This is a genomic window from Streptomyces piniterrae (assembly GCF_005048155.1).
In the GTDB taxonomy this organism is placed as follows: Bacteria; Actinomycetota; Actinomycetes; order Streptomycetales; family Streptomycetaceae; genus Streptomyces; species Streptomyces piniterrae.
Genome location: NZ_SUMB01000009.1, coordinates 314,005 through 338,962, shown reverse-complemented (window position 1 = coordinate 338,962; position 24,958 = coordinate 314,005). Strand labels below are relative to the sequence as shown.

Sequence of the window (24,958 nt, the reverse complement as noted above, 5' to 3'; positions counted from 1 at the left end):
CGGGCGTACGGGCCGAGGTCACGCCACCCGCGCCGCCCGGAAGGACCGCCGGTAGTCGATCGGCGGTACACCGACGGCGCGGGTGAAGTGGCGGCGCAGGTTGGCGCCGGTACCGAGGCCGGAGACCTCCGCGACCCGGTCCACCGGCAGGTCGCTGCATTCGAGCAACTCGCGGGCACGGGCGAGGCGTTGGGTCTGGAGCCACTGCATGGGCGTGGTGCCTGTCGTGGCGTGGAAGCGGCGTACGAGGGTGCGGGGGCTGGTGTTGCGGTGCGTGACTATCCGCGGGTCGCGCCTTCAGGCCACAGCACGCGTACGGGCGTCCCCGTGTGCTTGCCATAGGCGACCACGTCGGCGGTACCCCCGTAGCCCCGTGCCGGTTCCCCGTCCCACACTGCGATCAACACGTCGACCAGGCCGACGAGGGTTTCACTGCCCGCCATGTGCGCGGCGGAGTCCGAGGTGATCAGGCCGGTTTCGTGGACGTCGGACGCGTGGCGGATCAATTCGTCATAGACGGGGTGGTGCCAGTCGGGGAGGCCGTCGCGGTACTCCATGGCGGGGACGACGACCTCCAGTCGCCCGCCGTGCCGCAGCACCGCTTCCGCGAACCAGGCGTCGGCGCCGTCCGCGATGCACGAGACGCCGATCAGGTCGGTCGAGACGTAGTCGTGTACCGCCTGGTCCAGGAGGCGCCGTACCTGGCGCTCAACTTCCGTGCTCAGTCCTCGGTGCCCGGTGATCCCTACGCGCATCGGATGCCTCTCCTTACAGTTGAAGCTCTCCCCGGCCAGAGCCGGGGGATTCCCGCCTACCTTGCGGCGGCGGGCTGGACGCCGCGAGTGCGCCTGACGACTGCTCTCCCGGCAGCCGGGATGACCACGGTTCCGTGGCCGATCCGGTACAGGTGCAAGATGTTCCGGGCTGCGTTGTGGTCGGCGTTGCCTGACCATCCGCAGTCCGGGTTCTTGCATACGAACGTGGCTTGGTCTTCCCTGCTGCCGGGTGTGATGAGGCCGCACGCCGAGCAGCGCTGGGAGGTGTACGGGGCGGGAACCTTGACCAGCTCGCCGCCGAGGCGCTCCAGCTTGTACGTCAGCATCGTGACCGTGCGGCGCCACGCCTCTTGGAGGTTGGAGCGGTTGAGCCCGGCCTTGGCCTTGACGTTGGTGCCCGGCTCCTCGACGGTGCCCCGAGCGGACTTGACCATGTTCGTGATGTTGAGCTGTTCGACCACGATCACGCCATAGGTGCGGGCGAGGTAGGTGGTCGTCTGGTGCTGCCAGTCGAGTGCTCGTCGCGTGGCTGTTGCTCGGAGCTGCTTGATCTGGTCGTAGGTGTGCTGCAAGCGGCGGGATGACTGCTGTCCGCGCTTGCGGAACGTCTTGCGGTGCGCGGCCTCCCGCTCCAGGCGGAGCAGCTTGGCCTTCTCCTTCGGCGTCAGCCACTTGTCCCGATCGGACTTGCCGTCCGGGAGCCGGGGCGGCCGGCCGTGGTCCTGGTGGTCCTCGTTGGACAGGGCGAGCGGCAGGTTCACCCCGGCGTCGATACCGACTTCCGGTCCCTGGTGGGGCTCCGGCTTGGCTTCGAGGGTCTGGACGCGGAAGGCGATGTGCCAGCCCAAAGCGTCCTTGACCAGCCGGGCTCCGGTGATCCGGTTCTCCTTGTTCGCCCGCTTCCCCACGGGCAGGTCCTTGGTCCAGCGGAAGCGGACCCGTCCCAGCTTGGGAATGTTGACCATGCCCCGGCGGCGGTGCACACGGACGATGCTCAGGTCCCGGCCCTGCGGAATGTCCACCGACATCGGCGACCGGAACCGGGCCTTGAAGTTCGGCGCCTCGGCCCGTCCGTCCCAGCAGTTCTTCCAGGACTGGAAGTACGTCTTCAACACGGCCTGCGCGGCCTGCGCCGGCAGAACGCCGAGCCAGTCCAGATCCTTGCGGGCCTGCCGTATCGCGGCGTCCGCCAATGCCAAGGACCGCTTGCCCTTGGGGAGCATCGTCCACCAGTCGTGGAGGAGGTTCCACATCGTCCGGGCGGCGTGCGCCTGGCCGTCGAGCGTCAACACCTCGGCAGGCGACAGCGCAAGACGGGCACGATGCCCGAACTGTCGTTTAACCGTGGCAAGTTGACTCATGACCGAAAGACTGTCGCTGGTCTGTGTCGCCTCGTTGGAATCCGAACCCTGATGTGCGCACCGGCCGTCACGTCGTGTACAACCTGCACGTTCATTTGGTTTTCGTCACGAAGTGCCGACGGAATGCGTTCACCGGCGCCATGCTGACGCGCTGCGAGGAGATCATGCGGGAGGTGTGCGAGGACTTCGAAGCCGAGCTGAAGCAGTTCAACGGCGAGGAGGATCACGTACACCTGCTGATGCACTATCCGCCGAAGGTGCAGCTCTCCAAGCTGGTCACCGCCCGCCGCTGCGCCAGGGCCTCGACCGAGGACAGCCACGCGTCGGCCACGGCTGGGCGCTGCACGCCGAGGGAACGCCGGGCCCTGCGGGGCAGATCGAGGGCCGGCACACGATCTCCGCTACCCGGAGATCGACTACCTCGGGCGGCAGGGCTGCCAGCTGCGGTTCTCCTGGGCGCCGCTGGCCGCGATGGCGGGCGGCGGGGCGACGCGGTGAGAGAGGCGGGGGCCGCGGGGAAGGCGGCACCATCCCGCCGACATCCCCGACATCGTCCCCGCGACCGTCATCTGGCCCGGGAAGCGGCCAAGATGGGGAGATGGGATTCCATGTCGACTCCGAGGCCGGGCGGCTGCGCCGGGTCATTCTGCATCGCCCCGATCTGGAGCTGAAGCGGCTCACTCCGACGAACAAGGACGCCTTGCTCTTCGACGATCTGTTGTGGGTCCGCCGGGCGCGGGCCGAGCACGACGGGTTCGCGGACGTGCTCCGGGACCGGGGTATCGACGTGCACCTCTTCGGTGATCTGCTGGCCGACAGCCTGCGGATTCCCGAGGCGCGCACGCTCGTACTGGACCGCGTCTTCGACGAGAAGGAGTACGGGCCGCTGGCCACCGACCATCTGCGGGCCGCTTTCGACGAGCTGCCGGTGCCGGAACTCGTCGAAGCGCTGGTCGGCGGTATGACCAAGCGCGAGTTCCTGGAGCGCCACCCCGAGCCCACCTCGGTCCGCTTCCATGTGATGGACCTCGACGACTTCCTGCTGGACCCGCTGCCCAACCACCTCTTCACCCGCGACACCTCCGCCTGGGTCTATGACGGGGTGTCGATCAACGCGATGCGCTGGCCGGCCCGGCAGCGCGAGACCGTGCACTACGAGGCGATCTACCGGCACCATCCGCTCTTCCGGAGCGAGGACTTCCATGTCTGGTCGGAGGGGCAGGCCGACTTCCCCTCGACGATCGAGGGCGGCGACGTCCTGGTGCTGGGCAGCGGCGCGGTGCTGATCGGGATGAGCGAGCGGACCACTCCGCAGGCCGTGGAGTTGCTGGCGCGCGGGCTGTTCGCGGCCGGTTCGGCGCGCACGATCGTGGCGCTCGACATGCCCAAGCGGCGGGCCTTCATGCACCTGGACACCGTCATGACCATGATCGACGGGGACACCTTCATCCAGTACGAGGGACTGGGCATGCTCCGCTCGTACACCATCGAGGCGGGCTCGGGCGACCGGGACCTCAAGGTCACCGACCACCCGCCGGAGCATATGCACCGCGCCATAGCGGCCGCGCTGGGCCTGGCCGACATCCGGGTGCTGACCGCGACGCAGGACGTGCATTCGGCGGAGCGCGAGCAGTGGGACGACGGGTGCAACGTGCTGGCGGTGGAGCCGGGCGTGGTGGTGGCGTACGAGCGGAACGTCACCACGAACACCTTTCTGCGCAAGCGCGGCATCGAGGTGATCACGATCCCGGGCAGTGAGTTGGGGCGGGGACGGGGCGGACCGCGCTGTATGAGCTGCCCGGTGCAGCGGGACGCGGTGCCGGGTACGGGCTGAGGGCGCCGGGTAGGGCTGGGAGGACTCCTGAGGGGCGTGGGCTCGCACACACTCTTCGTATAGAGATACGGTAGTGCGTATACACTTCCAGAGTCCGCGTCCCTCCCGACCGCCACGAACCAGGAGCCCACCATGGCGACAGACCTCACGGGCCGCCACTTCCTCAAGGAGCTGGACTTCAGCGCCGAGGAATTCCGCCGACTCATCGGCCTGGCGGCCGAGCTCAAGGCCGCCAAGCGCGCCGGGACCGAGGTCGCCCGCCTGCGGGGCAAGAACATCGCCCTGATCTTCGAGAAGACCTCCACCAGGACCCGCTGCTCCTTCGAGGTCGCGGCGGCGGACCAGGGCGCGTCGACCACCTACCTCGACCCGTCCGGCTCGCAGATCGGGCACAAGGAGTCCGTCAAAGACACCGCCCGGGTGCTCGGCCGGATGTTCGACGGCATCGAGTTCCGCGGCAGCCGGCAGTCGGACGTCGAGGAACTCGCCGCGCACGCCGGTGTGCCCGTCTTCAACGGGCTGACCGACGACTGGCACCCCACCCAGATGCTCGCCGACGTGCTGACCATGGTCGAGCACGGAGCCGGCCGCCCCCTGGAGGAGACCGCCTTCGCCTACCTCGGCGACGCCCGCAACAACATGGGCAACTCCTACCTCGTCACCGGCGCCCTGCTCGGCATGGACGTACGGATCGTGGCGCCGAAGCAGCTGTGGCCCGAGGAGGCGGTCGTCGCCCGCGCACAGGCGCTCGCCGAGACCAGCGGCGCGCGCATCACGCTCACCGAGGACGTCGCCGACGGCGTACGCGGCGCGGACTTCGTCACCACCGACGTCTGGGTCTCCATGGGCGAGCCCAAGGAGGTCTGGGACGAGCGGATCGCGCTGCTCGCGCCGTACGCGGTCACCATGGACGTGCTGCGCGCCACCGGCAAGCCGGACGTGAAGTTCCTGCACTGCCTGCCCGCCTACCACGACCTGGGCACGGCCGTCGCCCGGGAGATCCACGAGCGGCACGGGCTGACGTCGCTGGAGGTCACCGACGAGGTCTTCGAGTCGGCGCACTCCGTCGTCTTCGACGAGGCGGAGAACCGGATGCACACGATCAAGGCGGTGCTGGTGGCGACGATGGCGGGCTGAGCGGCCCCCTGCCCCATCTGCCCGCATATCCATACGGGCAGATGGGCGATCATGCACACATAGCGGCTACCATCGGGCCGCTCACGGGGTTCGGACCCACCGGTCCGGACCCCGATGCGTGTGGCCCCACCCCGGCCTCACACCCCGCACCACCAGAGAAGAGAACCACCCCATGAGCTCGTCAGGTCCGTCCGGACTGCGCATCAAGTCCCCCGACCTCCTCGTCGCCGAATCCGGCGCGGACCTCGAAGGCCACGGCCTCAAGCGCAGCATGGGGCTCTTCCAGCTCGTGTGCTTCGGCATCGGCGCCATCGTCGGCACCGGAATCTTCGTCGGGCTGTCCGACACCGTCGCCGAGGCCGGCCCCGCCGTCCTCGTCTCCTTCGTGCTGGCCGCCCTCACCTGCGTCTTCACCGCGTTCTCCTTCGCGGAGCTGGGCGGCGCGATACCCGTCTCCGGCAGCTCGTACTCCTACGCCTACGCCACCCTCGGCGAGCGCACCGCCTTTCTCGTCGGCTGGTGCCTGCTCCTCGAATACGGCATCTCGGTCTCCGCGGTCGCCGTCGGCTGGGGCCAGTACCTGAACGAGCTGCTGGGCAGCCTCATCGGCTGGGAGCTGCCGGCGGCGCTCTCCAGCCCGCCCGGTGACGGCGGCATCGTCAACATCCCGGCCGTCGTCGTGATGCTGCTCGCCGCGCTCCTCCTCGTCCGCGGCATCCGGGAGAGCGCCCGCGCGACCGCCGCCATGGCCGTCCTCAAGATCGCGATTCTGATCCTGTTCTGCGTGATCGGCCTCACGGCCTTCCAGGACGGGAACCTCTCGCCGTTCGCCCCGCAGAGCGTCGCCGGCATCACCTCGGGCGCCTCGGTCGCGTTTTTCTCGTACATCGGCTTCGACGCGATCACGACGGCCGGCGAAGAGGTCCGCAACCCGCGCCGCAACATACCCCTCGCGATCATGATCTGCATCGGTGTGGTCACCGTGCTGTACTGCCTGGTCGCGGTCTCCGCGATCGGTGCGCTCTCCTCCGACCAGGTCGCCGACCAGCCCGCCGCGCTCTCGCTGATCGTCAACCGGGTCACCGACTCGACGCTCGGCGGCGGGGTGATCGCCTTCGGCGCGGTCGTCGCCATCGCGTCCGTCGTCCTCGCCGTGATGTACGGCCAGACCCGCATCCTGATGTCGATGTCGCGGGACGGGCTGATCCCGCGGATCTTCGAGCGGATATCGCCCCGCACCTCCACCCCCGTCGCCAACACCTGGATCGTCGCGGTCGTCTTCGCGATCCCGGCCGCGGTCGTGCCGCTGGACGTCGTGATGAACCTGACGACCATCGGAACGCTGGCCGTCATGGCGGTGGTCAACGTCAGCGTGATGGTCCTCCGCCGCACCCGCCCCGATCTGCCCCGCCGCTTCCGCGTCCCGCTCTTCCCGGTCAGCCCCGTCCTCGGCATCGCCTTCTGCGGCTACCTGATGTACGGCACGGGCCTGGCGACATGGCTGCAGTTCGCGGGCTTCCTGGTGGTGGGAGCCCTGGTGTACGCGCTTTACGGTCGCCGGCGGTCGACGCTGCGCTCGGCTTGAGCCGACTTGGTTCCCGCCGCCTTCGGCCGTCCCGCCATGGGGGTTCCTCACCGAACGAGACACTCAACGCCCGCCCCCACTCGGCTTCACCACCCACCCACGGGAGGGGACAGACCGCAGGACGGAGTCCTGAGGGCTGTCACCGCACCCGTACAACCCACGCCCGCCGCGTGGGGGTACCTCCCACGCCCTTCAGGCAGTGGGGGAGCAACGGCGAGAAACCCCCACGGCGGGCCAGCCGAAAACGGCGAGCAACCAAGTCGGCTCAAGCCAAGGGCAGCGCAGCGCATCGCGTACTCGTGACGACAGTCACCAACGAGTGATAACTTCGAAGCGCATCCGGAGAACCTCCACCGGCCCACCCGCCAAAGGGGGCAGGCAGCCCGATGAGTCCGTTCGCAGGATCCGCCCGCCGTACCGACGCCTGGCAGCACATCCGCGTGACCAGGGACGACGGCGTCGTCACCGTCACCCTCGCGCGTCCGGAGAAACTGAACGCGCTCACCTTCGAGGCATATGCCGACCTCCGCGACCTGCTCGCGGAACTGTCCAGGGAACGCTCCGCGCGGGCCCTCGTCCTCGGCGGGGAGGGCCGCGGATTCTGCTCCGGCGGTGACGTCGAGGAGATCATCGGTGCCACGCTGGGCATGGACACCGGGCAGCTGCTGGACTTCAACCGGATGACCGGCCAGGTCGTACGGGCGATCCGCGAGTGCCCCTTCCCGGTGATCGCGGCCGTGCACGGCGTCGCGGCCGGCGCCGGAGCCGTGCTCGCGCTGGCCGCCGACTTCCGTGTCGCCGACCCCTCCGCCCGCTTCGCGTTCCTCTTCACCAAGGTCGGTCTGTCCGGCGGCGACATGGGCGCCGCCTACCTCCTGCCCCGTGTCATCGGCCTCGGCCACGCCACCCGGCTGCTGATGCTCGGCGACACCGTCCGCGCACCGGAGGCCGAACGCATCGGCCTCCTCAGCGAGTTGACGGAGGAGGGGCGGGCCGACGAGGCGGCCGCGGCCCTCGCCCGGCGGCTCGCCGAAGGGCCCGCGCTCGCGCACGCCCAGACCAAGGCGCTGCTCACCGCCGAACTCGACATGCCGCTCGCGGCCGCCGTCGAGATGGACGCCGCCACCCAGGCGCTGCTGATGAACAGCGCCGACTATGCCGAGTTCCACGCCGCCTTCACCGAGAAACGGGCCCCCAAGTGGCAGGGGAAATAGGCGTGGCGGGCGCCGCACGGATCGCGGTCATCGGCGGCGGCCCCGGCGGCCTCTACGCCGCGGCCCTGCTCAAACGCCTGGACCCGGGCCGTGAGATCACCGTCTGGGAGCGCAACGCCCCCGACGACACCTTCGGCTTCGGGGTCGTCCTCTCCGACGAGACCCTGGGCGGCATCGAGCACGCCGACCGGGTGTACGAGGCGCTGCGCCGTGACTTCGTGCGCTGGGACGACATCGACATCGTGCACCGGGGTCGGACCCTGACCTCCGGAGGACACGGCTTCGCCGCGCTCGGCCGCCGTCGGCTGCTGGAGATCCTGCACGAGCGCTGCGCCTCCCTCGGCGTACGGCTCCGCTTCCGTGAACCGGCCCCGCCGGCCGCGGAGTTGGCGGCCTCGTACGATCTCGTGATCGCCGCGGACGGGGTGCACAGCGACACCAGGGAGTCCCACCGGGAGGCGTTCCGCCCCCAGCTCACCACGCACCGCTGCCGCTACATCTGGCTCGCCGCGGACTTCGCCCTCGACGCCTTCCGCTTCGAGATCGCCGAGACCGAGCACGGCGTCGTCCAGCTCCACGGCTATCCGTATGCGGGGGACGCCAGCACCGTCATCGTCGAAATGCGCGAGGAGGTGTGGCGGGCGGCCGGGCTGGACCGCTGCGACGAGCGCGCGTCGAGCGAATGGTGTGCACGGGTCTTCGCCAACGCGCTGGGCGGCCGCCCGCTGCGCTCCAACAAATCGTCCTGGATCGCGTTCCGTACGGTCGTCAACGAGCGCTGGTCGCACGGCCGGATCGTGCTGCTCGGCGACGCCGCGCACACCGCGCACTTCTCCATCGGCTCCGGCACCAAGCTCGCCGTCGAGGACGCCCTCGCGCTCGCCGCGTGTCTGGAGGAGCAGGGCCCGCTGCCCGAGGCGCTCGCCGCGTACGAGGCCGAGCGGCGTCCCGTCGTGGCCTCGACACAGCGCGCCGCCCGCGCCAGCCTCACCTGGTTCGAGGACCTGGCGACCTACGCCGGGCAGCCGCCGCACCAGTTCGCCTTCAACCTCCTCACCCGCAGCCGCCGGGTCACCCACGACAATCTGCGGCTGCGCGACGGCGAGTTCGTCGCCTCTGTGGCGAAGGAGGCCGGCATCCCGTCCGGCACACCGCCCATGTTCACGCCGTTCCGGCTGGGCGGTCTGACGCTGCGCAACCGGGTCGTGGTGTCCCCGATGGACATGTACTCCGCCGACGGCGACGGCACCCCGGGCGACTTCCACCTCGTCCACCTCGGCGCCCGCGCCCTCGGCGGCGCCGGGCTGGTGATGACGGAGATGGTGTGCGTCAGCCCCGAGGGACGGATCACCCCCGGCTGTACGGGCCTGTACGCGCCGAGCCATGAGACCGCCTGGCGCCGGATCACCGACTTCGTGCACACCACCGCCCCCGGCACCGCCCTCGGAGTGCAGCTCGGCCACTCCGGGCGCAAGGGCTCCACCCGGCTGATGTGGGACGGCATCGACCAGCCGCTCCCGGAGGGCAACTGGCCGCTGCTGGCCCCCTCCGCGCTGCCGTACCGGCCCGGCGTCAACCAGGTGCCGCACGCCCTGACCGAGCCCGAACTCGCCACCGTACGCGAACAGTTCGTACGCGCCGCGGAGTCCGCCGCGCGCGCCGGATTCGACCTCCTCGAACTCCACTGCGCGCACGGCTATCTGCTCTCCGGCTTCCTCTCGCCGCTCACCAACCAGCGCACCGACGCCTACGGCGGCGACCTCACCGCCCGGCTGCGCTTCCCGCTGGAGGTCTTCGACGCCGTGCGCGCCGTCTGGCCGGCCGGACGCCCGATGACGGTCCGTATCTCCGCGACCGACTGGGCGGACGGCGGCACCACCGCCGAGGACGCGGTCGCGATCGCGGCCGCCTTCGCCGCGCACGGCGCCGACGCCATCGACGTCTCCACCGGCCAGGTCGTCCCCGACGAGCGCCCCGAATTCGGCCGCTCGTACCAGACACCGTTCGCCGACCGCATCCGCAACACCGTCGGCGTCCCGGTCATCGCGGTCGGCGCCATCTCCTCCTGGGACGACGTCAACTCCCTGGTGCTGGCCGGGCGCGCCGACCTGTGCGCCCTGGCCAGACCGCATCTGTACGACCCGCACTGGACCCTGCACGCGGCCGCCGAGCAGGGCTACTCGGGGCCGGGCGCGCCCTGGCCGCCGCCCTATCAGGCGGGCAGCCGCACCCCGCCGACCGGCCGTACGGACGCACCCAAGCCCCGCCTCACACTGCGGTGACGGGGCGGCCTGGAGAGGCCGGGAGGGGGCCGGTGGCGAGGAGAGTCGTTCCTGCGCCGGTGCGCCCGGGGGCGGAGGTCAGACGACGATCTGCACCCGGCGGCCCTGCGGGTCCAGATGGCTCAGCGCGCCGGGCGACGCGAGACCCGGGAGGGTGTGTTTCCACAGCGTCGTGACGCGGTTCGGGAGGTCCGCGCGGTTCGTCGCGGCGCACGAGAACAACTGCACGCCCATATAGGCGGCGACGAAGAATTCCGCCGCCCGTTCCGGGACGACGGCGGCCAGCAGCTCGCCGTTGGCACGGGCTTCGGTGAACAGGCTGGTGATGATGTCGGTCCACGCCTGATACGGCAGCAGTGGCTCCTCGCTGAACGTCGTCTCGACGGCGATACGCGTGCCGGCCTGCAACAACGGGTCGCTGCGCAGGGCCAGCGCCACCCGGTGGGTGAAGTCGATGGCGTCCTGCAGTCGAGACGCGCTGGTCTGCGGCAGAAAGGGATCGACCTGTTCCGTGATGACCGCGCGGGCCAGGGCGTCCTTGGAGGTGAAGTGGAAGTAGACGGCCCCTTTGGTGACTCCGGCGCGCTGGATGATCTCGGCCATCGTGGCGGCCTGGTACCCGCGTGAGCCGATGACATGAGCTGCGGCTTCGAGGACGGCGCGTCGGGTGCGCACCGCGCGTGCCTGCTTGACCACCGATCATTCTCCGTATGCAGTCTTGAAGTTGTTGTGCCTGAGCGCGACCCGCTGCCGGTGGCGGCCCGCCGCCGTCCAGGAGCCTGTGATCCGCATCATAAAGAAGCCAACCAGGCGGTATTGAAATCCGAGCCGACATGGTGTTGGCGTGTTCCGGTGCGGTGTCACCGAGGGGGCGGAGCGCCGCCCGACCGGGCGCGCCGCCCGCGCTCGGGGAGCCTGTACGGGATCTGACCTCGGGTCACGATGACGGCTGCGGTGGGCCCGGCGCCGGAGGGGCAGCGCGGCTCGGTGCCCGGTCCGGGGAGGGGGCAGGGGCTGCTGCGCACTGGGGTGATGGCGGTGTGGTCACGTCCATCACCCGTATGGATGGCGGGAGTTCGCCGACGGGCCGGGATTTCGGGGGTTCGGAGGTTCGACCTCGGATCGCCCGGCCCCGGTGTGTGCGGGGAGAAAGGGACGGCGGACGGCGGTGGGGAGGGCTGCCGTCCGGCCGTGTCGAGGGGTGGGGAGGTGGACCCGCTGTCGAGGGCGGGGGCGGATCAGCCGGCCGGGATGCGGTCCGGCATCGGGGCGCCGGCGGCCGCCGTGCGCGACAGCATCGCCCACAGGTCGACGATGGACTCCTTCTCCCACCACGTCCGGTCCGCGCCGCCGAGGTGCAGCAGGCCCACCACCACCGAGGTCAGCAACTGGGCGGTGCGGCGCGGTTCGGCGTCCGAGCCCCGCGGTCCGGCCGGCACGGCCGCGTCCAGGGAGCCGAGGGAGCCCACGGGTGACCCGGTCCCGCAGGTGACCGCCTTGTCGAGGAACAGCGCGTACCAGCGGTGCTCCAGGGCGTGGATGTCCAGCCCCGGCGCGGTCTCCGGCCGCAGCCGCAGCCCGGCGCGCAGCACGACGTCGGACTCCACCCGGGTGAACAGCTCGACGGCGAAGTCGCGTACGGCGAGGGCGAGCGGCTCCGGGGAACGGGTGAAGTCGTCCTCGATCTCGTGCAGCGTGGCGAGTGCGGCGTCGCGCACGGCGAGGGTGAGGTCGTCCTTGGACGTGAAGTGGAAGTAGAGGGCGCCCTTGCTCAGGCGGGCCCGCCGGCTGACTTCGACCATGCCCGCCGCGGGCACTCCCTTCTCCAGGAAGGTCTCTGCGGCCGAGCGGATGAGCGCCTGGCGGCTCTGGATGGCGCGATGCTGCGTGGGCACGGTGTCCGTCCCGTCTCTAGTACGGCTGCGAGCTCAGTGCAGTCTACATAGAAAACCAACCATGCGGTTCGATATGGTCGGGCGATGTGGCCGAATGCGTATGGGCCCTGTCGTGAACGCATCGTCGGGTGAATTGCTCGGCGGTGGCCGGCCGATGGGGGGAGTGCGCTTACCAGTGTGGACCGGTGGGCCGATCGGCGTCGCCCCGTAAGGGTATGGCAGGGGCACATTGACAAACAGCGCAGGCGGTTTTTAAATCTCCGGAGGCGGTCAACGGGACTCTCCCTTCCGTTGCATCCGCTTCGACCTCGCGTATCGCCTTTGGAGAGCGCTACGTCATGGCGAGACCGCCTCCGCCGCCCCCGTCGTCGACCGCAGGCCGCCCCGCCGGCCGAGCCAGCAACGTCACCCGAGCCACTGCATCCATCGGAATCCGGAAAGGTCTCCAGCCATGCGCGTACCAGCGGAAGTGGGCGAACGTCCCGTCAGAGGCGCGCGGTGCGCCGGTGGCGAGACGATCAAGGCCGCCGTCTTCGATCTCGACGGCACGCTCGCCAACACCCTGCCCGCGATCAGCAAACTGCTGGTCAAGGTGGCCTCGGAGCAGGGCTGCTCGGTCACCGCGCGGCAGGCGGCCGCGGCCATCGGCAAACCGCCCGGCCCCGCCTTCGGCAGGCTGCTGGGCCGGCCCGAGGACGACGGCCGGGTGCAGGCCGCCATCGGCCGCTACCGCGAACTGTTCTCGTACGAAGTCCTCTGCCAGGGACCGCAGTTGCTGTTCCCCGGCGTCACGGCGGGGCTGTCCGCGCTGCGCGCCCACGGAGTCGAGCTGGCCGTCGCCACCTCCAAGACCACACGGAGCGCCGAGGCGCTGCTCGATGTCATGGGCATCCGCGATCTGGTCGGCCCGGTCATCGGGCAGGACATGGTCCGGCGCGGCAAGCCGCACCCGGAGATGGTGCTGCGGGCGGCCGGCCGGCTGGGTGTGGCCCCCTGGGAGAGCGCGTATGTCGGCGACACCGTGGGGGACATGCGGATGGCGGTGACCGCGCGCATGGCGCCGGTCGCGGTCACCTACGGGATCGGCACGTTCGGCGAACTCGCCGCGGTTGCCGGCACCCGGATGTGCAGCTCCTTCAAGGACGTGGTCTCGGTGATCGCCGCCGCCAGGCCGCGTCAGGCCGCCGCCGCGGGGCCGCGCCGCCGCTGACGGCGCGGCCCGGCGCGAGGACGACCCTTGGGGAGGACAGGCCCCGGGGCTGTCCGATGGGGCAGGGGCGGAAAGCCCTAGCGGGTCTCGCGCACGTAGCGGGCGCCCGCAGACCGCAGTTTGGTGTGCAGCCGGCCGAACACCTCCGCCGCGCGGCCGCCCGGCCAGTCGTCCGGCAGGAGGGGAGCGGGCAGGCCGGGGTCCGCGTACGGGAGACGACGCCAGGCGTCCAGCGCCAGCAGATAGTCCCGGTAGGCCGCCTCAGGGGGCACCGCGCGCCGCCGTGACCACTTCTCCAGGACCGGCTCATGGTCCGCCAGGAACGCGCGGTGCTGCGCGGCGAGGGCGTCCAGATCCCACCACCGCGCCACCGCCCGCGCGGTGGGCGCGAAGCCCGCGTGCGTGCCCGTGAACAGATCGACGTACGAGTCGAGTTGGAGCCGCTCCAGGGTGTGCCGGGTCTCCTCGTAGAGGTGCGCCGGCGCGATCCAGACGCCCGGCGCGGCGGTGCCGAAGCCCAGCCGGGCCAGCCGCGAGCGCAGCAGATGCCGTTTGTGCCGCTCCTCCTCGGGCACGGAGAAGACGGCCAGCACCCAGCCGTCGGACAGCCGGGCGGCCGGCCGCCCGTAGATCCGCCGGTCGCCGTCCGCCAGCAACTGACGGGCGGCGTCGGACAGTCCGTACGCGGCGGCCCCGGCATCCGTGCGCTCCGGGACGAGCAGCCCGCGCCGCTTGAGCCGGGAGACGGCGGAGCGCACCGACGGCGGGTCCACACCGAGCAGGCCGAGCAGCCGGATCAGAGCGGCGACCGGCACCGGACCGGTCGAGCCGGCCGGCTCGCCCGGCTCGCCGCGCCCGTAGGCGCCGTAGAACGTGACGATCAGGGACCGTGGGGTGCGTTGCGTTTGCTGGTCGGTCACCGGGTCACTGTAGATCCACATCGCGCAGCCGGAAGCGCTGGAGCTTGCCGGTCGGGGTACGCGGGAGCGAGGTGTGGAAGACGAATGCGCGCGGGCATTTGTAGGGCGCGATACGGGTCTTGGTGAACGCGCGGAGGGCGGCGACGGTGTCATCCCCACGTGGGACTCCCGCCCGCAGCACCACATGGGCGACGACCACCTGCCCGCGCTCCTCGTCGGCCCGGCCGACCACCGCGGCCTCGCGCACGTCCGGGTGCCGCAGCAGCGCCTCCTCGACCTCCGGGCCCGCGATGTTGTAGCCGGCCGAGATGATCATGTCGTCCGCGCGGGCGACATAGCGGAAGTAGCCGTCGGGCTCCCGGACGTAGGTGTCACCGGTGAGGTTCCAGCCGTCCCGTACGTACTCGGCCTGCCGGGCGTCGGCGAGATAGCGGCAGCCGGTCGGTCCCCGTACGGCGAGCAGTCCCGCCTCGCCGTCCGGCAGCGGCGCCCCGTCCGCGCCCACTATCCGGGCCTCGAAACCCGGCACCGGCACGCCCGTCGTGCCCGGCCGGATCGCGTCGTCGGCGGCGGAGATGAAGATGTGCAGCAGCTCCGTCGCGCCGATGCCGTTGATGATCCGCAGGTTCGTCGCGTCGTACCAGGACTCCCAGGTCGCGGCCGGCAGGTTCTCGCCGGCCGAGACGCATCGGCGCAGCGAGGAGAGGTCGTGCCCGGCGAGCTTGGGCAGCATCGCGCGGTAGGCGGTCGGCGCGGTGAACAGGACCGATATTCGGTGCTTCCCTATGTCGGCGAGCAGCCGCTCGGGGCCGCCCCAGTCGGCGAGGAGAGCCGACGCGCCGGCCCGCAGGGGGAAGACGAGCAGCCCGCCGAGGCCGAAGGTGAAGCCGAGCGGCGGGCTGCCGGCGAACACGTCGTCAGGTTCCGGACGCAGCACCCGCGCCGAGAAGGTGTCGGCGACGGCGAGCACATCGCGATGGAAGTGCATACAGCCCTTCGGACGCCCTGTGGTGCCCGAGGTGAAGGCGATCAGCGCGACATCGTCCGCGGACGTCGGCACGGCCGTGTACGGCGCGGCGCCGGGCTCCGCGAGCCGGCAAAGATCGTCCGCGGTGTCCCCGCCGTAGGTCGTGATCCGCAGCCCGGGGACGCCGGCCTCGGCCAGGTCGTCGACGGAGCGGATATCGCACAGCGCATGCCGTACCTGGGCGATCTCGCAGATCGTGGCGAGCTCGTCCGGGCGCTGGGCGGCCAGCACCGTCACCGCGACCGCGCCCGCCTTCATCACCGCGAGCCAACAGGCGGCCAGCCAGGGCGTGGTGGGGCCGCGCAGCAGGACGCGGTTGCCGGGGCGTACCCCCAGCCGGTCGCCGAGCGCGTGGGCGATCGCGTCGACCCGGTGGCGCAGCTCTCCGTACGTCCAGACCGTGCCGTCGGCGTCGCGCAGCGCGGGCCGGTCCCGGCCCAGCCGCGCGATGGTGCCGTCCAGCAGCTCCGCGCCGCAGTTGAGCCGGTCGGGGTAGCCCAGATCGGTGAGGTGCGGCCACTGCGCGGGCGGCGGCAACTTGTCGCGGGCGAAGGTGTCGGCGTGGGCCGAAGGCCGTAGCTCCATGGCGGATGCGCCCCCTTGCGCCGAGGTGGCCGACGGGCGGCCGGGGAAGGGATGGGGGACTGCGAAGGCCGGTGCGGGAACCGGTCGGAGGCTGACGAGGACTGCTCCGGGACTGCTCGGGGTCTGCCGTACGGATCCGTCGTCAGCGTAACGTGTTCGTGACGGCAGTCAACAGACCGCGATAGAGGGCGCGAGATAGAGGACCGTGACCGAGGACCCTCACTCACCGCCACCGGCCCCGCACCGCCACCGGCCCCACACACCGCCACCAGTCCACCGCATCGCCGACAGCCCGCCGTATCGCTACCAGGGGAGCGCTTCGTGACCGCATTCGCGCTGGAACCGGAAGAGCAGGGGTGGTGCGCCGAGTTGCGCGCGCTGACGGCCGAACGGCTGCGCCCGCTGGCCGAGAAGGGCGAGCCGGGCCGGATCAACCGCCCGCTGGTCGCCGCCTTGGGCGAACTGGGACTGCTGCGCCGCCTGTTCCCCGCCGACGGGCCTTTGCGCGCCCTGGGCCTCTGCCTGTTGCGGGAATCCCTGGCCCAGGAGTGCACGGAGGCGGAGACCGCGCTGGCGCTCCAGGGACTGGGCGCCTACCCGATCGTGCAGTCCGGGACCGCCGACCAGCGCGCCCGCTGGATACCGGAGGTGGCGGCGGGGCGCGCGGTCGCGGCCTTCGCGCTCAGCGAGCCGGGCGCCGGGTCGGACGCCGCGGCGCTGTCCCTGGCCGCCGAACCCGACGGCCCCGGAGGCTGGCGGCTGACCGGCGGGAAATGCTGGATCTCCAACGCCCCCGAGGCCGACTTCGCCACCGTCTTCGCCCGCACCGGGGGCGCGCCCGGCGCCGGCGGTGTCACGGCCTTCCTGGTCCCCGCCGACCGGCCCGGACTGACCGGCGCGCACCTGGACATGCTCAGCCCGCACCCCATCGGGACGCTGGACTTCGACGGGGTGCCGGTGACCCGCGCGGATGTGCTCGGCACGGTCGGCGGCGGCTTCGGCGTCGCGATGCGCACACTGAATCTCTTCCGGCCGAGCGTCGGCGCGTTCGCGGTCGGCATGGCGCAGGCGGCGCTGGACGCGGCGCTGGCGCACGCGGGCACGCGTACCGCGTTCGGCGGCCCGCTCAAGGACCTGCAGTCCGTCGGCCATCAGCTCGCGGAGATGGCCACCCGCGTCGAGTCCGCCCGACTCCTGGTGTACGCGGCCGCGTCGGCGTACGACAGGGCGGCCCCGGACATCGCCCGCCGCTCGGCCATGGCCAAGCTGCTGGCGACCGAGACCGCCCAGTACGTCGTCGACGCGGCCGTCCAGATCCACGGCGCCCGCGCACTGCGCCGCGGCCATCTCCTGGAGCACCTCTACCGCGAGGTGCGCGCGCCCCGCATCTATGAGGGCGCCACCGAGGTACAGCGGTCGATCATCGCCAAGGAGCTGTACCGGGCGGCGCGGCCCTGAACGCCGCTCCCGGACGCATCGGCGGCCGGCTGCGGCTTCGCCGGTCTCAGCCGGTGGACAGGTCGTTGACCTTGTAGACCGGGCCCAGCTTGCACTTGCCGGAGGACGGACCCTGGCCATTGGGGTTCTTGATGAAGGTGCCCGAGACGTTCGCGGACTGGGTCTGGCCGGCCGGCACCTTGACCGACGAGATCATCGCGCTCCCGAAGGTGGCGCCGGTCTCGTCCGTGAACTCCACCGTGCCGTTGTACGTCGCGTTGCTCCCGGAGTTGCCGTTGGTCACGCTCAGCGTGGCGCTCAGCGTGCCGGCCGCGCTGTCGACCTTGCAGTCGGTGATACGGATGTCGGACTCCGGCGCGGTGGTGGAGCTGCTCGTCGGCGTACCGCCGGTGGTGCTCCCCGAGCTGCTGTAGCCGCCGCTGCTACTGCTGCTGTAGCCGCCACTGCTGCTACTGCTGCTGGAGTGGCTGCTGCCGCAGCCCCCGCCGTGCGAGCCGCGCGCACCCGTCAGGGTGACGACCACTAGGCCGAATACGGCGACAGCGCGAATATGACGACGATTCACGTCGGATTCTCCCCCGGTTTGATCGGCCGCCCACCTGGGCCACCGCTGGATCTTGACGAGCGTTTCTTGACGAGCGCGCGTCAGAGTAGCAAGCGGGTGGGTGGACGCCGAATCGGGCCGACGGGCGATTGTCAGTGGTGGGTGTCAGGCTGAAAACACCAAGGATCCGCGAAGGGAATCACGATGATCACGACTGACTTCGTCCCCGGCTCGCCGTGCTGGCTCGATCTGGGTGCCCCCGATGTCGAGGCCGCGGCGGAGTTCTATCGCGCCGTGTTCGACTGGCAGGCCGCACCGTACGGCGATCAGGAGGCGGGCGGATATTCGCTCTTCCGCCTCGACGGCAGGGTCGTCGGCGCGGTCGGCCCGCTGACGGAGGAAGGCGCCCGTTCCGCCTGGACCATCTACTTCAACACCCCCGATGTCGAGGCCACCGTCAAGACGGTGGAGCAGGCCGGCGGCTCGGTCCGTACGCCGCCCGCCGACGTCGGGTCGAGCGAGGGCGGCCGGTTCGCCCAGCTCACCGACCCGCAGGGCGCCCAGTTCGCGGTCTTCCAGCCGGGGCGCTATCCGGGCGTCGAAGTGGTGGACGGGCCGGGCAGCCTCGGCTGGATCGAGCTCTACACCACCGACGCGAAGGCCGCGCAGTCCTTCTACGGCACCGTCTTCGGCTGGACCACGCAGGACATGCCGCTGCCCGGCGACGGCGGCGTCTACACGCTGGTCACCCCCGCGGGCTGCGCCCAGGAGCGGATGCACGGCGGCATCATGGCGGTCCCGGAGATGTTCGAGGCCGGCGGAAAACCTTACTGGCACCCGGTGTTCGGTACCGCGGACTGCGATGCGACGGTCGAGCTGGTGAGGGGGAGCGGCGGCGCGGTGGCGATGGGCCCCGAGACCGCCGAGGGCGTCGGCCGGCTGGCGGTCTGCACCGACCCGTCCGGCGCGGAGTTCGTGGTCCTCACACCGGAGCCCAAGGGCTGATCCCCGGGCGGAGGGTGCCGTGGGTGGAGGCGGGCCCGCCGTCGCGCACTGTGCCCGGCGAGCCGCGGAGGGGTGATGCAACGGCCCCTCCTATCAGCCGCTTTGGCTGTTCGGAGGGGCCGCCGAGAGACCGGGTGACGAAGCCGGGTGGCGAGTCCGGGTGTGACGAGCCGGGTTGTGACGAGACCGGGGGATGAGCCGGCGGTGCCCCGTCAGATATCCCTGAAGATCTCGATCTGCGCGCCGATCGAGTTGAGCCGTTCCGCCAGGTCCTCGTAACCCCGGTTGATGACATAGACGTTGCGCAGGACGGAGGTGCCCTCCGCGGCCATCATGGCGAGCAGGACGACGACGGCCGGGCGCAGCGCCGGGGGGCACATCATTTCCGCCGAGCGCCAGCGGGTCGGGCCGTCGACCAGGACCCGGTGCGGGTCGAGCAGTTTGACCTGGGCGCCCAGTCGGTTCAGGTCCGTCAGATAGATCGCGCGGTTGTCGTAGACCCAGTCGTGGATGAGGGTCTGGCCCTGGGCGCTGGCCGCGATGGCCGCGAAGAAGGGGACGTTGTCGATGTTGAGGCCCGGGAAGGGCATCGGGTGGATCTTGTCCAGGGGCGCCTGGAGTTTGGAGGGGCGGACCGTCAGATCGATCAGCCGGGTGCGGCCGTTGTCGGCGGCGTACTCCGCGCTGCGCTCGTGGTCGAGGCCCATCTCGTCCAGGACCGCCAGCTCGATCTCCAGGAATTCCACCGGGACGCGACGGATCGTCAGCTCCGACTCGGTGACAACCGCCGCCGCCAGCAGGCTCATTGCCTCGACCGGGTCCTCCGACGGCGCGTAGTCCACATCGCGGTCGATGTGCGCGACGCCGTGGACGGTGAGCGTGGTCGTGCCGACACCCTCGACCCGGACGCCCAACTCCTCCAGGAAGAAGCAGAGATCCTGGACCATGTAGTTGGAGGAGGCGTTGCGGATGACCGTCACGCCGTCGTGCCGGGCGGCGGCCAGCAGCGCGTTCTCGGTGACGGTGTCGCCGCGCTCGGTCAGTACGATCGCGCGCTTGGGGGCGACGCTGCGGTCGACCTCGGCGATGTACGTGCCGTCGGTCGCGGTGATCTCCAGACCGAAGTGGCGCAGCGCCGTCATGTGCGGGGTCACGGTCCGGGTGCCGAGGTCGCAACCGCCCGCGTACGGCAGCTTGAAGTGGTCCATCCGGTGCAGCAGCGGACCGAGGAACATGATGACGCTGCGGGTGCGGCGGGCGGCCTCGGTGTCCATCGTGTCGAGGTTCAGCTCGGCCGGCGTGACGATTTCGAGGTCGGCGCCGTCGTTGATCCACCGGGTGCGGACGCCGATGCTGTTGAGCACCTCGAGGATCCGGTAGACCTCCTCAATGCGGGCCACCCGGCGCAGAGTTGTGCGGCCCGCGTTGAGCAGCGTGGCGCAAAGCAGCGCGACGCAGGCGTTCTTGCTCGTCTTGACGTCGATGCTGCCGGACAGCCGTCGGCCGCCGACGACCCGCAGATGCATCGGGCCCGCGTAGCCGAGCGAGATGATCTCGCTGTCCAGGGCCTCGCCGATACGGGCGATCATCTCAAGGCTGATGTTCTGATTCCCACGCTCGATGCGGTTCACCGCACTCTGACTGGTGCCGAGCGCCTCCGCGAGCTGCGTCTGTGTCCAGCCCCGATGCTGTCGAGCGTCCCGGATGAGCCTGCCGATGCGTACCAGGTAGTCGTCTGCCATAACCAGACCGTATCTCAGATATGAGATGGATGTGCAATTGTCATACTCCCTTTCAGTTCTTCTGTTGTTCTATTACTATGCGAACAACTGGAGGTTGCCCATGAAGTCCGCGAAGTCCGGCCCGCGTTCCGTCCTCCCCTCGACGCGCCCCCTGCGGCCCTGGATCGCCGTTTTCCCCTTCCTGATCGCGCTCCTCGCCATCGCCGGCGTCCTCAACGGCGTGTCCGGCCGGCTGCCCGATCCACTCGCCACCCACTTCGGCCCCGACGGAAAACCCGACGGCTATTCCTCCATCCGGGGCTTTCTGACGGCGAGCCTTGCCGCGCTCCTCCTCATCGCGGTGGGCAGCGGGGTGCTCGCCCAGCTCCGCCGCACCGCCCCGGTGACACGCTGGGTGATAAGCGCCGGGTGGGGCGCCGCCGTCATGTTCGCCCTCCCGGTCTGTCTGACGCTGCTGGCCAACGCCCATGCCAGGGACGCGGACGCCGTCCGCTTCCCGATGTGGCAGGTGGCCGCGTGGCTCGGCGCGGCCGTCCTCGCCGGCGGGCTGGGCTGGCTGCTCGCCGGACCGGACACCCGCACGGCGACCGCGCCATCCGACGGCGCGCCACGGCTCGCTCTCGCCGAGGGCGAGTCGGCCGTCTGGTCACACACCGTGAGCTCGCCGCTGCTTGCCCTCCTGGGGGCGCTGATGCTGGGCGCGGGTGTGCTCCTCGGCTTTCTCGATGGCTGGCTCACCGGCGCGATCCTGCTGGTCAGTGCGCTGGCGGTGATCGCCGTCGGCTCCGTACGGGTGACCGTGGACCGGCGTGGCCTGAGACTTGCGTCGACGCTGCTGGGGGTCCGCTTCCGGTGTGTCCCGTTCGACCGGGTGACGGAGGCCGTCGGCCGGCAGGTGCAGATAGCCGCCGAATTCGGCGGCTGGGGATATCGCGTCCGCCCCGATCGCACCGGCCTGGTGCTCCGCTCCGGCGAGGGGCTGGTGCTGCGGCTGACCAGCGGCCGGGAGTTCGTGGTGACGGTCGACGACGCGGCGACCGGCGCCGCGCTGTTCAACGCCTACCTGGACCGGGCGCGTACCCGGCAGAATTCACCACAGGACTCACGGCGAAGCCCACGGCAAGGAGGCTGAGGTGCTGTTCCGCGTCGACCCCGGCTCGGCCGTTCCGCTCGGGGACCAGATCGCCGCCTCGGTACGCGGCGCCATCGCCGACGGCTCGGTACACGCCGGGGAGCGACTGCCCGCCGCCCGCGAACTCGCCGCGTCGCTGGGCGTGAACGTCCATACGGTGCTGCGCGGATACCAGCGGCTCAAGGAGGAGGGGCTGATCGAACTCCGCCGCGGACGCGGCGCGGTGGTCACCGGCGCCGCTTCCCCGGGCCGCGCCCGCCTCGGCGAAGCCGCCGAACGACTGATCGCCGAGGCCCGCAAACTGGGACTCTCGGACGAGGAGATCGTGCGGGTGGTACGGACGGGGCTGGCGGGGCGCTAGGCGCCGGATGCCGCGCGCGCCCTACTCGTCCGCCGCCAACGGACCGCCGATCCCGAGGTCTTCATCGAGTTTGGCGACCAGGGCACTGGTCAGCGAGGGCACATACCGGTCGGCCCACCGCTCGACCAGCCGGAGAAATCCCCGCAGTTTGTCCTGCACGTCGGTGAGGAGATCCGGCAGATCGGCCGTGCGGAGTTCAAGGGGAGGGAGGTCGGTGGTGTCGGCGGGGCGGGAGTCGAGGGGGCGGGGGTCGGTCGTCGGGCTGTGGGCCAGGCTCCGGTCGGGCCAGAGCCGGACGACGGAGCCGAGGTGCTCCGCGTACGGCTCGGGTGAATGGCCGAGCCAGGGCGTCACACCGCGCGTGAAGTCCAGCCAGTCCCGCCAGCTCTCCAGCCCGAAGCAGCAGCCGGGCTCCAGGGTGGCGCCGCTCTCGAGGTCCTGGACGCGCACGCCGCCCTGCGCGAGGACGCATTCGGCGTCGAGCAGACGGCGGATCAGCCCGGCGGCGCCTCCAACGAGGGGGCCATCCCCGCCATCCCGGCCCGCACCGTCGTCGCCGGGGTCGTTGTACGTGGCCAGGATCGCCATGGCGGTGCCCACTTCCAGCGGCGACAGCTCGCCGGACAGGACGAGCATGCCGTGCGCGGGGAGATCCGCGACGGGCCAGTGGGTGAAACCGGAGGTTTCGGATGTCTCCAGCACGGGGTCCATGACGATCACCCGCCGAGTGTCGCCGCCGGGGGACGCGGTCGCACCGGGTTTTCCGGTCGGGCGAGCACAGGGGTGCTGCCGGGTGCACGGGCCCTGCGAGCGCCTCGTACACGGCAGTTACATTGACAGCGTGATCACTCGCCCCTCCCGTGACGGAGCCCTCGCCCGCCCCCGTGCCCTCACGCTCAGCGCCGTACCGCTCGCGGCTCTGCTGGCCGTGGTGGGGCTCGCGCCGCTGCCCTACTCCGTCGCGCGGCCCGGCCAGACCACGAATGTGCTGGGCAAGGACGGCAGCGCCGAGGTCATCTCGATCAGCGGCGCCCCGGTGCGCGGGACCAGCGGCCAGCTGCGGATGGTGGCGATCATGGCGACCGCGCCACGTGCCGAGATCCGCCTGGGAGACGTGATCGACGGCTGGTTCCGTACGGACCGTGCCGTGATGCCGAAGGACTCGGTTTTTCCGGCCGGAATGTCCGACACGAAGATCGCCGAGCACAACCTCGCGGAGATGAAGAGCTCGCAGGATGCCGCGACGGCGGCGGCGCTCCGGTATCTGAAGAAGGATCCGGACCGGGTGAAGGTGACGCTGAAGCTCAGCGACGTGGGCGGGCCGAGTGCCGGGCTGCTCTTCTCGCTCGGCATCATCGACAAGCTGGACGGCGACGGCAGCGGCGGCGATCTCACCGGCGGTCGCAAGATCGCCGGTACGGGGACCATCGCCGCCGACGGGACGGTGGGCGCCGTCGGCGGCGTGGCGCTGAAGACGCAGGCGGCCGAGCGCGACGGGGCGAGCGCCTTCCTCGTACCGAAGGCGGAGTGCTCGACCGCGCAGGCGACCGCCGGCGGACTGCGGCTGATACCGGTCACCACCCTCAAGGGCGCGGTCGAGGCACTGCGCGCACTGGCGAAGGGCGGCTCGGTGCCGAGCTGTTGACCCCGTCACCGCCTCCGGACCGGCCGCTCCCGGGCCTCCGGACCGGCCCGCCCCCCCCGCACCGACTCGCCCCTGTCGGCGTCCTCACCCCTCCAGGATCGTCAGATCGACCTGACCCAGCCGCTCCGGGTCGGCGAGGATGTTGATCTCGACGATCTTGCCGCCGGTGACCGTGAAGCCCAGGACCGAGAACGGCTTGCCGCCCTGCGCCGTGACGACCCCCGCGCCGCCGTTCACCAGCGCCGGCCGCGAGTAGAGGGCGAACCGGGAGAAGGTGACCGCCTGCTCGATCACGGCCCGCGCGCCGTGGACCACCTTCGACAGGCCCGGAGCCACCGCACCACCATCGGCGCGCAGCACCACGTCCGGATCGAGGACCGCGAGCAGCCCCTCGAAGTCACCCTCGCGCGAGGCGGCGAGGAAGGCGTCCACCACTTCCCGCTGGCGCGTGAGATCGGAGTCCGGCACCGGGGCCGTGCCCTGCACCCGGCGGCGCGCACGGCTGGCGAGCTGCCGGGCCGCGGCCGGGGTGCGCTCCACGATGGGTGCGATCTCGTCGAAGGGCACCGCGAACATGTCGTGCAGCACGAACGCGAGCCGCTCGGCGGGCGTCAGCGTTTCGAGCACCACCAGCAGCGCGAGTCCGACCGAGTCGGCGAGCAGCACCTCCTGCTCGGGATCGATGCCGTCCGCGCGGCTCACGATCGGCTCGGGCACATGCGCGTCCAGCGGCTCCTCGCGCCGGGACTTGCGCGAGCGCAGCAGGTCGAGGCAGACCCGACCGACGATCGTCGTCAGCCAGCCGCCGAGGTTCTCGACGCCTTCGGTGCCGGAGCGGCTGAGCCGCAGCCAGGCTTCCTGGACGGCGTCGTCCGCCTCGCTGAGCGAGCCGAGCATCCGGTAGGCGACCGCCCGAAGGTGGGGACGGTTCTCCTCGAACCGGTCCGCCAGCCATTCGCGTTCGTCCCTTACGTCCATCGGTCACTTACCTCCGTAGCGGTCCGTCACAGCCATGACGAACGAAACCCCGCCGATGTGACAGGGCGGCACCCGGGATTCCGCACTTCGGGGATCCGGGGCGACGGGGGACGGGACTTCGGTGAGACGGGACACCCGGCCAGGGCATGACCCCGGCGCAGCGATGTACTAGAGTTATCTCGACATCGAGATATCTGCCAAGAGACGTACCGCTGCCGCGCCAGTAAGGCGTACCTAACTTAGGCATACCTTAGCGGATCGGCAAGG

Annotated in this window: 22 protein-coding genes and 2 pseudogenes; 12 read left to right on the top strand and 12 right to left on the bottom strand. The window is 70.9% G+C overall.

Features of this window, described 5'->3' with window-relative positions:
* Positions 1-18: 18 nt before the first annotated feature.
* From FCH28_RS25665 to FCH28_RS25655, 3 genes and pseudogenes are all read right to left on the bottom strand, one after another.
* Positions 19-267: pseudogene (locus tag FCH28_RS25665) on the bottom strand (helix-turn-helix domain-containing protein); the annotation flags it as partial.
* An 11-nt stretch (positions 268-278) separates the two neighbouring features.
* Positions 279-755, bottom strand: coding sequence for a hypothetical protein (locus FCH28_RS25660; protein ID WP_136742503.1), 477 nt, complete (start codon positions 753-755; stop codon positions 279-281).
* 56 nt (positions 756-811) lie between these two features.
* The gene (locus FCH28_RS25655) at positions 812-2,137 is read right to left on the bottom strand and encodes an RNA-guided endonuclease InsQ/TnpB family protein (RefSeq protein ID WP_136742502.1); all 1,326 of its coding nucleotides are present in this window, start codon (positions 2,135-2,137) and stop codon (positions 812-814) included.
* A 23-nt stretch (positions 2,138-2,160) separates the two neighbouring features.
* On the opposite strand from FCH28_RS25655, the pseudogene tnpA reads away from it, so the two are divergent.
* A pseudogene (gene tnpA / locus FCH28_RS25650) lies at positions 2,161-2,421 on the top strand (IS200/IS605 family transposase); the annotation flags it as partial.
* Here tnpA and FCH28_RS38285 read toward each other — a convergent pair.
* Positions 2,382-2,528: a hypothetical protein gene (locus tag FCH28_RS38285; protein ID WP_169314238.1), complete on the bottom strand. Its 147-nt coding sequence runs from the start codon at positions 2,526-2,528 to the stop codon at positions 2,382-2,384. The pseudogene tnpA and the gene FCH28_RS38285 sit on opposite strands and share 40 nt — an antisense overlap.
* Before the next feature lie 207 nt (positions 2,529-2,735).
* Here FCH28_RS38285 and FCH28_RS25645 point away from each other — a divergent pair, with 207 nt between their 5' ends.
* The 5 genes from FCH28_RS25645 (at position 2,736) to FCH28_RS25625 (ending at position 10,189) form a co-directional block, all read left to right on the top strand.
* Positions 2,736-3,971 (top strand): arginine deiminase, encoded by a 1,236-nt coding sequence (locus FCH28_RS25645; RefSeq protein ID WP_136742501.1) that lies wholly within the window; start codon positions 2,736-2,738, stop codon positions 3,969-3,971.
* Positions 3,972-4,103: 132 nt separating this feature from the next.
* A complete protein-coding gene (gene argF, locus FCH28_RS25640) occupies positions 4,104-5,108 on the top strand; it encodes an ornithine carbamoyltransferase (RefSeq protein WP_136742500.1) in 1,005 nt (334 codons plus the stop codon).
* Between the two features lie 172 nt (positions 5,109-5,280).
* Positions 5,281-6,693, top strand: a complete 1,413-nt coding sequence (locus tag FCH28_RS25635; RefSeq protein ID WP_136742499.1) for an amino acid permease — start codon at positions 5,281-5,283, stop codon at positions 6,691-6,693.
* A 386-nt stretch (positions 6,694-7,079) separates the two neighbouring features.
* A complete protein-coding gene (locus FCH28_RS25630; RefSeq protein ID WP_136742498.1) occupies positions 7,080-7,907 on the top strand; it encodes an enoyl-CoA hydratase family protein in 828 nt (275 codons plus the stop codon).
* Positions 7,892-10,189 (top strand): bifunctional salicylyl-CoA 5-hydroxylase/oxidoreductase, encoded by a 2,298-nt coding sequence (locus FCH28_RS25625; RefSeq protein ID WP_136742497.1) that lies wholly within the window; start codon positions 7,892-7,894, stop codon positions 10,187-10,189. Before FCH28_RS25630 ends, FCH28_RS25625 begins: the two co-directional genes overlap by 16 nt.
* A 78-nt stretch (positions 10,190-10,267) precedes the next feature.
* Here the strand turns inward: FCH28_RS25625 and FCH28_RS25620 are convergent, their stop codons facing one another.
* Positions 10,268-10,885, bottom strand: coding sequence for a ScbR family autoregulator-binding transcription factor (locus tag FCH28_RS25620; protein WP_136742496.1), 618 nt, complete (start codon positions 10,883-10,885; stop codon positions 10,268-10,270).
* Positions 10,886-11,427: 542 nt separating this feature from the next.
* Positions 11,428-12,084, bottom strand: coding sequence for a TetR/AcrR family transcriptional regulator (locus tag FCH28_RS25615; protein ID WP_136742495.1), 657 nt, complete (start codon positions 12,082-12,084; stop codon positions 11,428-11,430).
* 451 nt (positions 12,085-12,535) lie between these two features.
* On the opposite strand from FCH28_RS25615, the gene FCH28_RS25610 reads away from it, so the two are divergent.
* Positions 12,536-13,294 (top strand): HAD family hydrolase, encoded by a 759-nt coding sequence (locus tag FCH28_RS25610; protein WP_136742494.1) that lies wholly within the window; start codon positions 12,536-12,538, stop codon positions 13,292-13,294.
* Positions 13,295-13,371: 77 nt separating this feature from the next.
* Here the strand turns inward: FCH28_RS25610 and FCH28_RS25605 are convergent, their stop codons facing one another.
* Together FCH28_RS25605 and FCH28_RS25600 are read right to left on the bottom strand one after the other, a co-directional pair.
* Positions 13,372-14,214, bottom strand: coding sequence for a PaaX family transcriptional regulator (locus FCH28_RS25605; protein WP_187363920.1), 843 nt, complete (start codon positions 14,212-14,214; stop codon positions 13,372-13,374).
* Positions 14,215-14,218: 4 nt separating this feature from the next.
* The gene (locus FCH28_RS25600) at positions 14,219-15,826 is read right to left on the bottom strand and encodes an AMP-binding protein (RefSeq protein WP_136742492.1); all 1,608 of its coding nucleotides are present in this window, start codon (positions 15,824-15,826) and stop codon (positions 14,219-14,221) included.
* A gap of 321 nt (positions 15,827-16,147) precedes the next feature.
* Here FCH28_RS25600 and FCH28_RS25595 point away from each other — a divergent pair, with 321 nt between their 5' ends.
* Entirely contained in the window at positions 16,148-17,284 is a 1,137-nt protein-coding gene (locus FCH28_RS25595; RefSeq protein WP_136742491.1) for an acyl-CoA dehydrogenase family protein, read from the top strand.
* Between the two features lie 46 nt (positions 17,285-17,330).
* Here FCH28_RS25595 and FCH28_RS25590 read toward each other — a convergent pair whose 3' ends face one another.
* Positions 17,331-17,849: a hypothetical protein gene (locus FCH28_RS25590; protein WP_136742490.1), complete on the bottom strand. Its 519-nt coding sequence runs from the start codon at positions 17,847-17,849 to the stop codon at positions 17,331-17,333.
* Between the two features lie 183 nt (positions 17,850-18,032).
* Here FCH28_RS25590 and FCH28_RS25585 point away from each other — a divergent pair, with 183 nt between their 5' ends.
* Entirely contained in the window at positions 18,033-18,833 is an 801-nt protein-coding gene (locus tag FCH28_RS25585; RefSeq protein ID WP_136742489.1) for a VOC family protein, read from the top strand.
* A 212-nt stretch (positions 18,834-19,045) separates the two neighbouring features.
* Here FCH28_RS25585 and FCH28_RS25580 read toward each other — a convergent pair whose 3' ends face one another.
* Positions 19,046-20,575 carry a helix-turn-helix domain-containing protein gene (locus FCH28_RS25580; RefSeq protein ID WP_136742488.1) on the bottom strand — a complete coding sequence of 510 codons (1,530 nt, stop codon included), beginning with the start codon at positions 20,573-20,575 and terminating at the stop codon, positions 19,046-19,048.
* A gap of 100 nt (positions 20,576-20,675) precedes the next feature.
* Between FCH28_RS25580 and FCH28_RS25575 the strand changes: the two genes are divergently transcribed.
* Positions 20,676-21,707, top strand: a complete 1,032-nt coding sequence (locus FCH28_RS25575) for a DUF1648 domain-containing protein (RefSeq protein WP_136742487.1) — start codon at positions 20,676-20,678, stop codon at positions 21,705-21,707.
* Between the two features lies 1 nt (position 21,708).
* Positions 21,709-22,068, top strand: coding sequence for a GntR family transcriptional regulator (locus tag FCH28_RS25570; protein WP_136742486.1), 360 nt, complete (start codon positions 21,709-21,711; stop codon positions 22,066-22,068).
* Between the two features lie 21 nt (positions 22,069-22,089).
* Here FCH28_RS25570 and FCH28_RS25565 read toward each other — a convergent pair whose 3' ends face one another.
* On the bottom strand, positions 22,090-22,779 hold the full coding sequence (locus FCH28_RS25565; RefSeq protein ID WP_246103202.1) for a hypothetical protein: 690 nt from the start codon (positions 22,777-22,779) through the stop codon (positions 22,090-22,092).
* A gap of 130 nt (positions 22,780-22,909) precedes the next feature.
* On the opposite strand from FCH28_RS25565, the gene FCH28_RS25560 reads away from it, so the two are divergent.
* A complete protein-coding gene (locus tag FCH28_RS25560; RefSeq protein ID WP_342781665.1) occupies positions 22,910-23,713 on the top strand; it encodes a S16 family serine protease in 804 nt (267 codons plus the stop codon).
* Between the two features lie 84 nt (positions 23,714-23,797).
* On the opposite strand, the gene sigJ is transcribed toward FCH28_RS25560, so the two are convergent.
* Positions 23,798-24,691 (bottom strand): RNA polymerase sigma factor SigJ, encoded by an 894-nt coding sequence (gene sigJ / locus FCH28_RS25555; RefSeq protein ID WP_136742484.1) that lies wholly within the window; start codon positions 24,689-24,691, stop codon positions 23,798-23,800.
* Between the last annotated feature and the right edge of the window lie 267 nt (positions 24,692-24,958).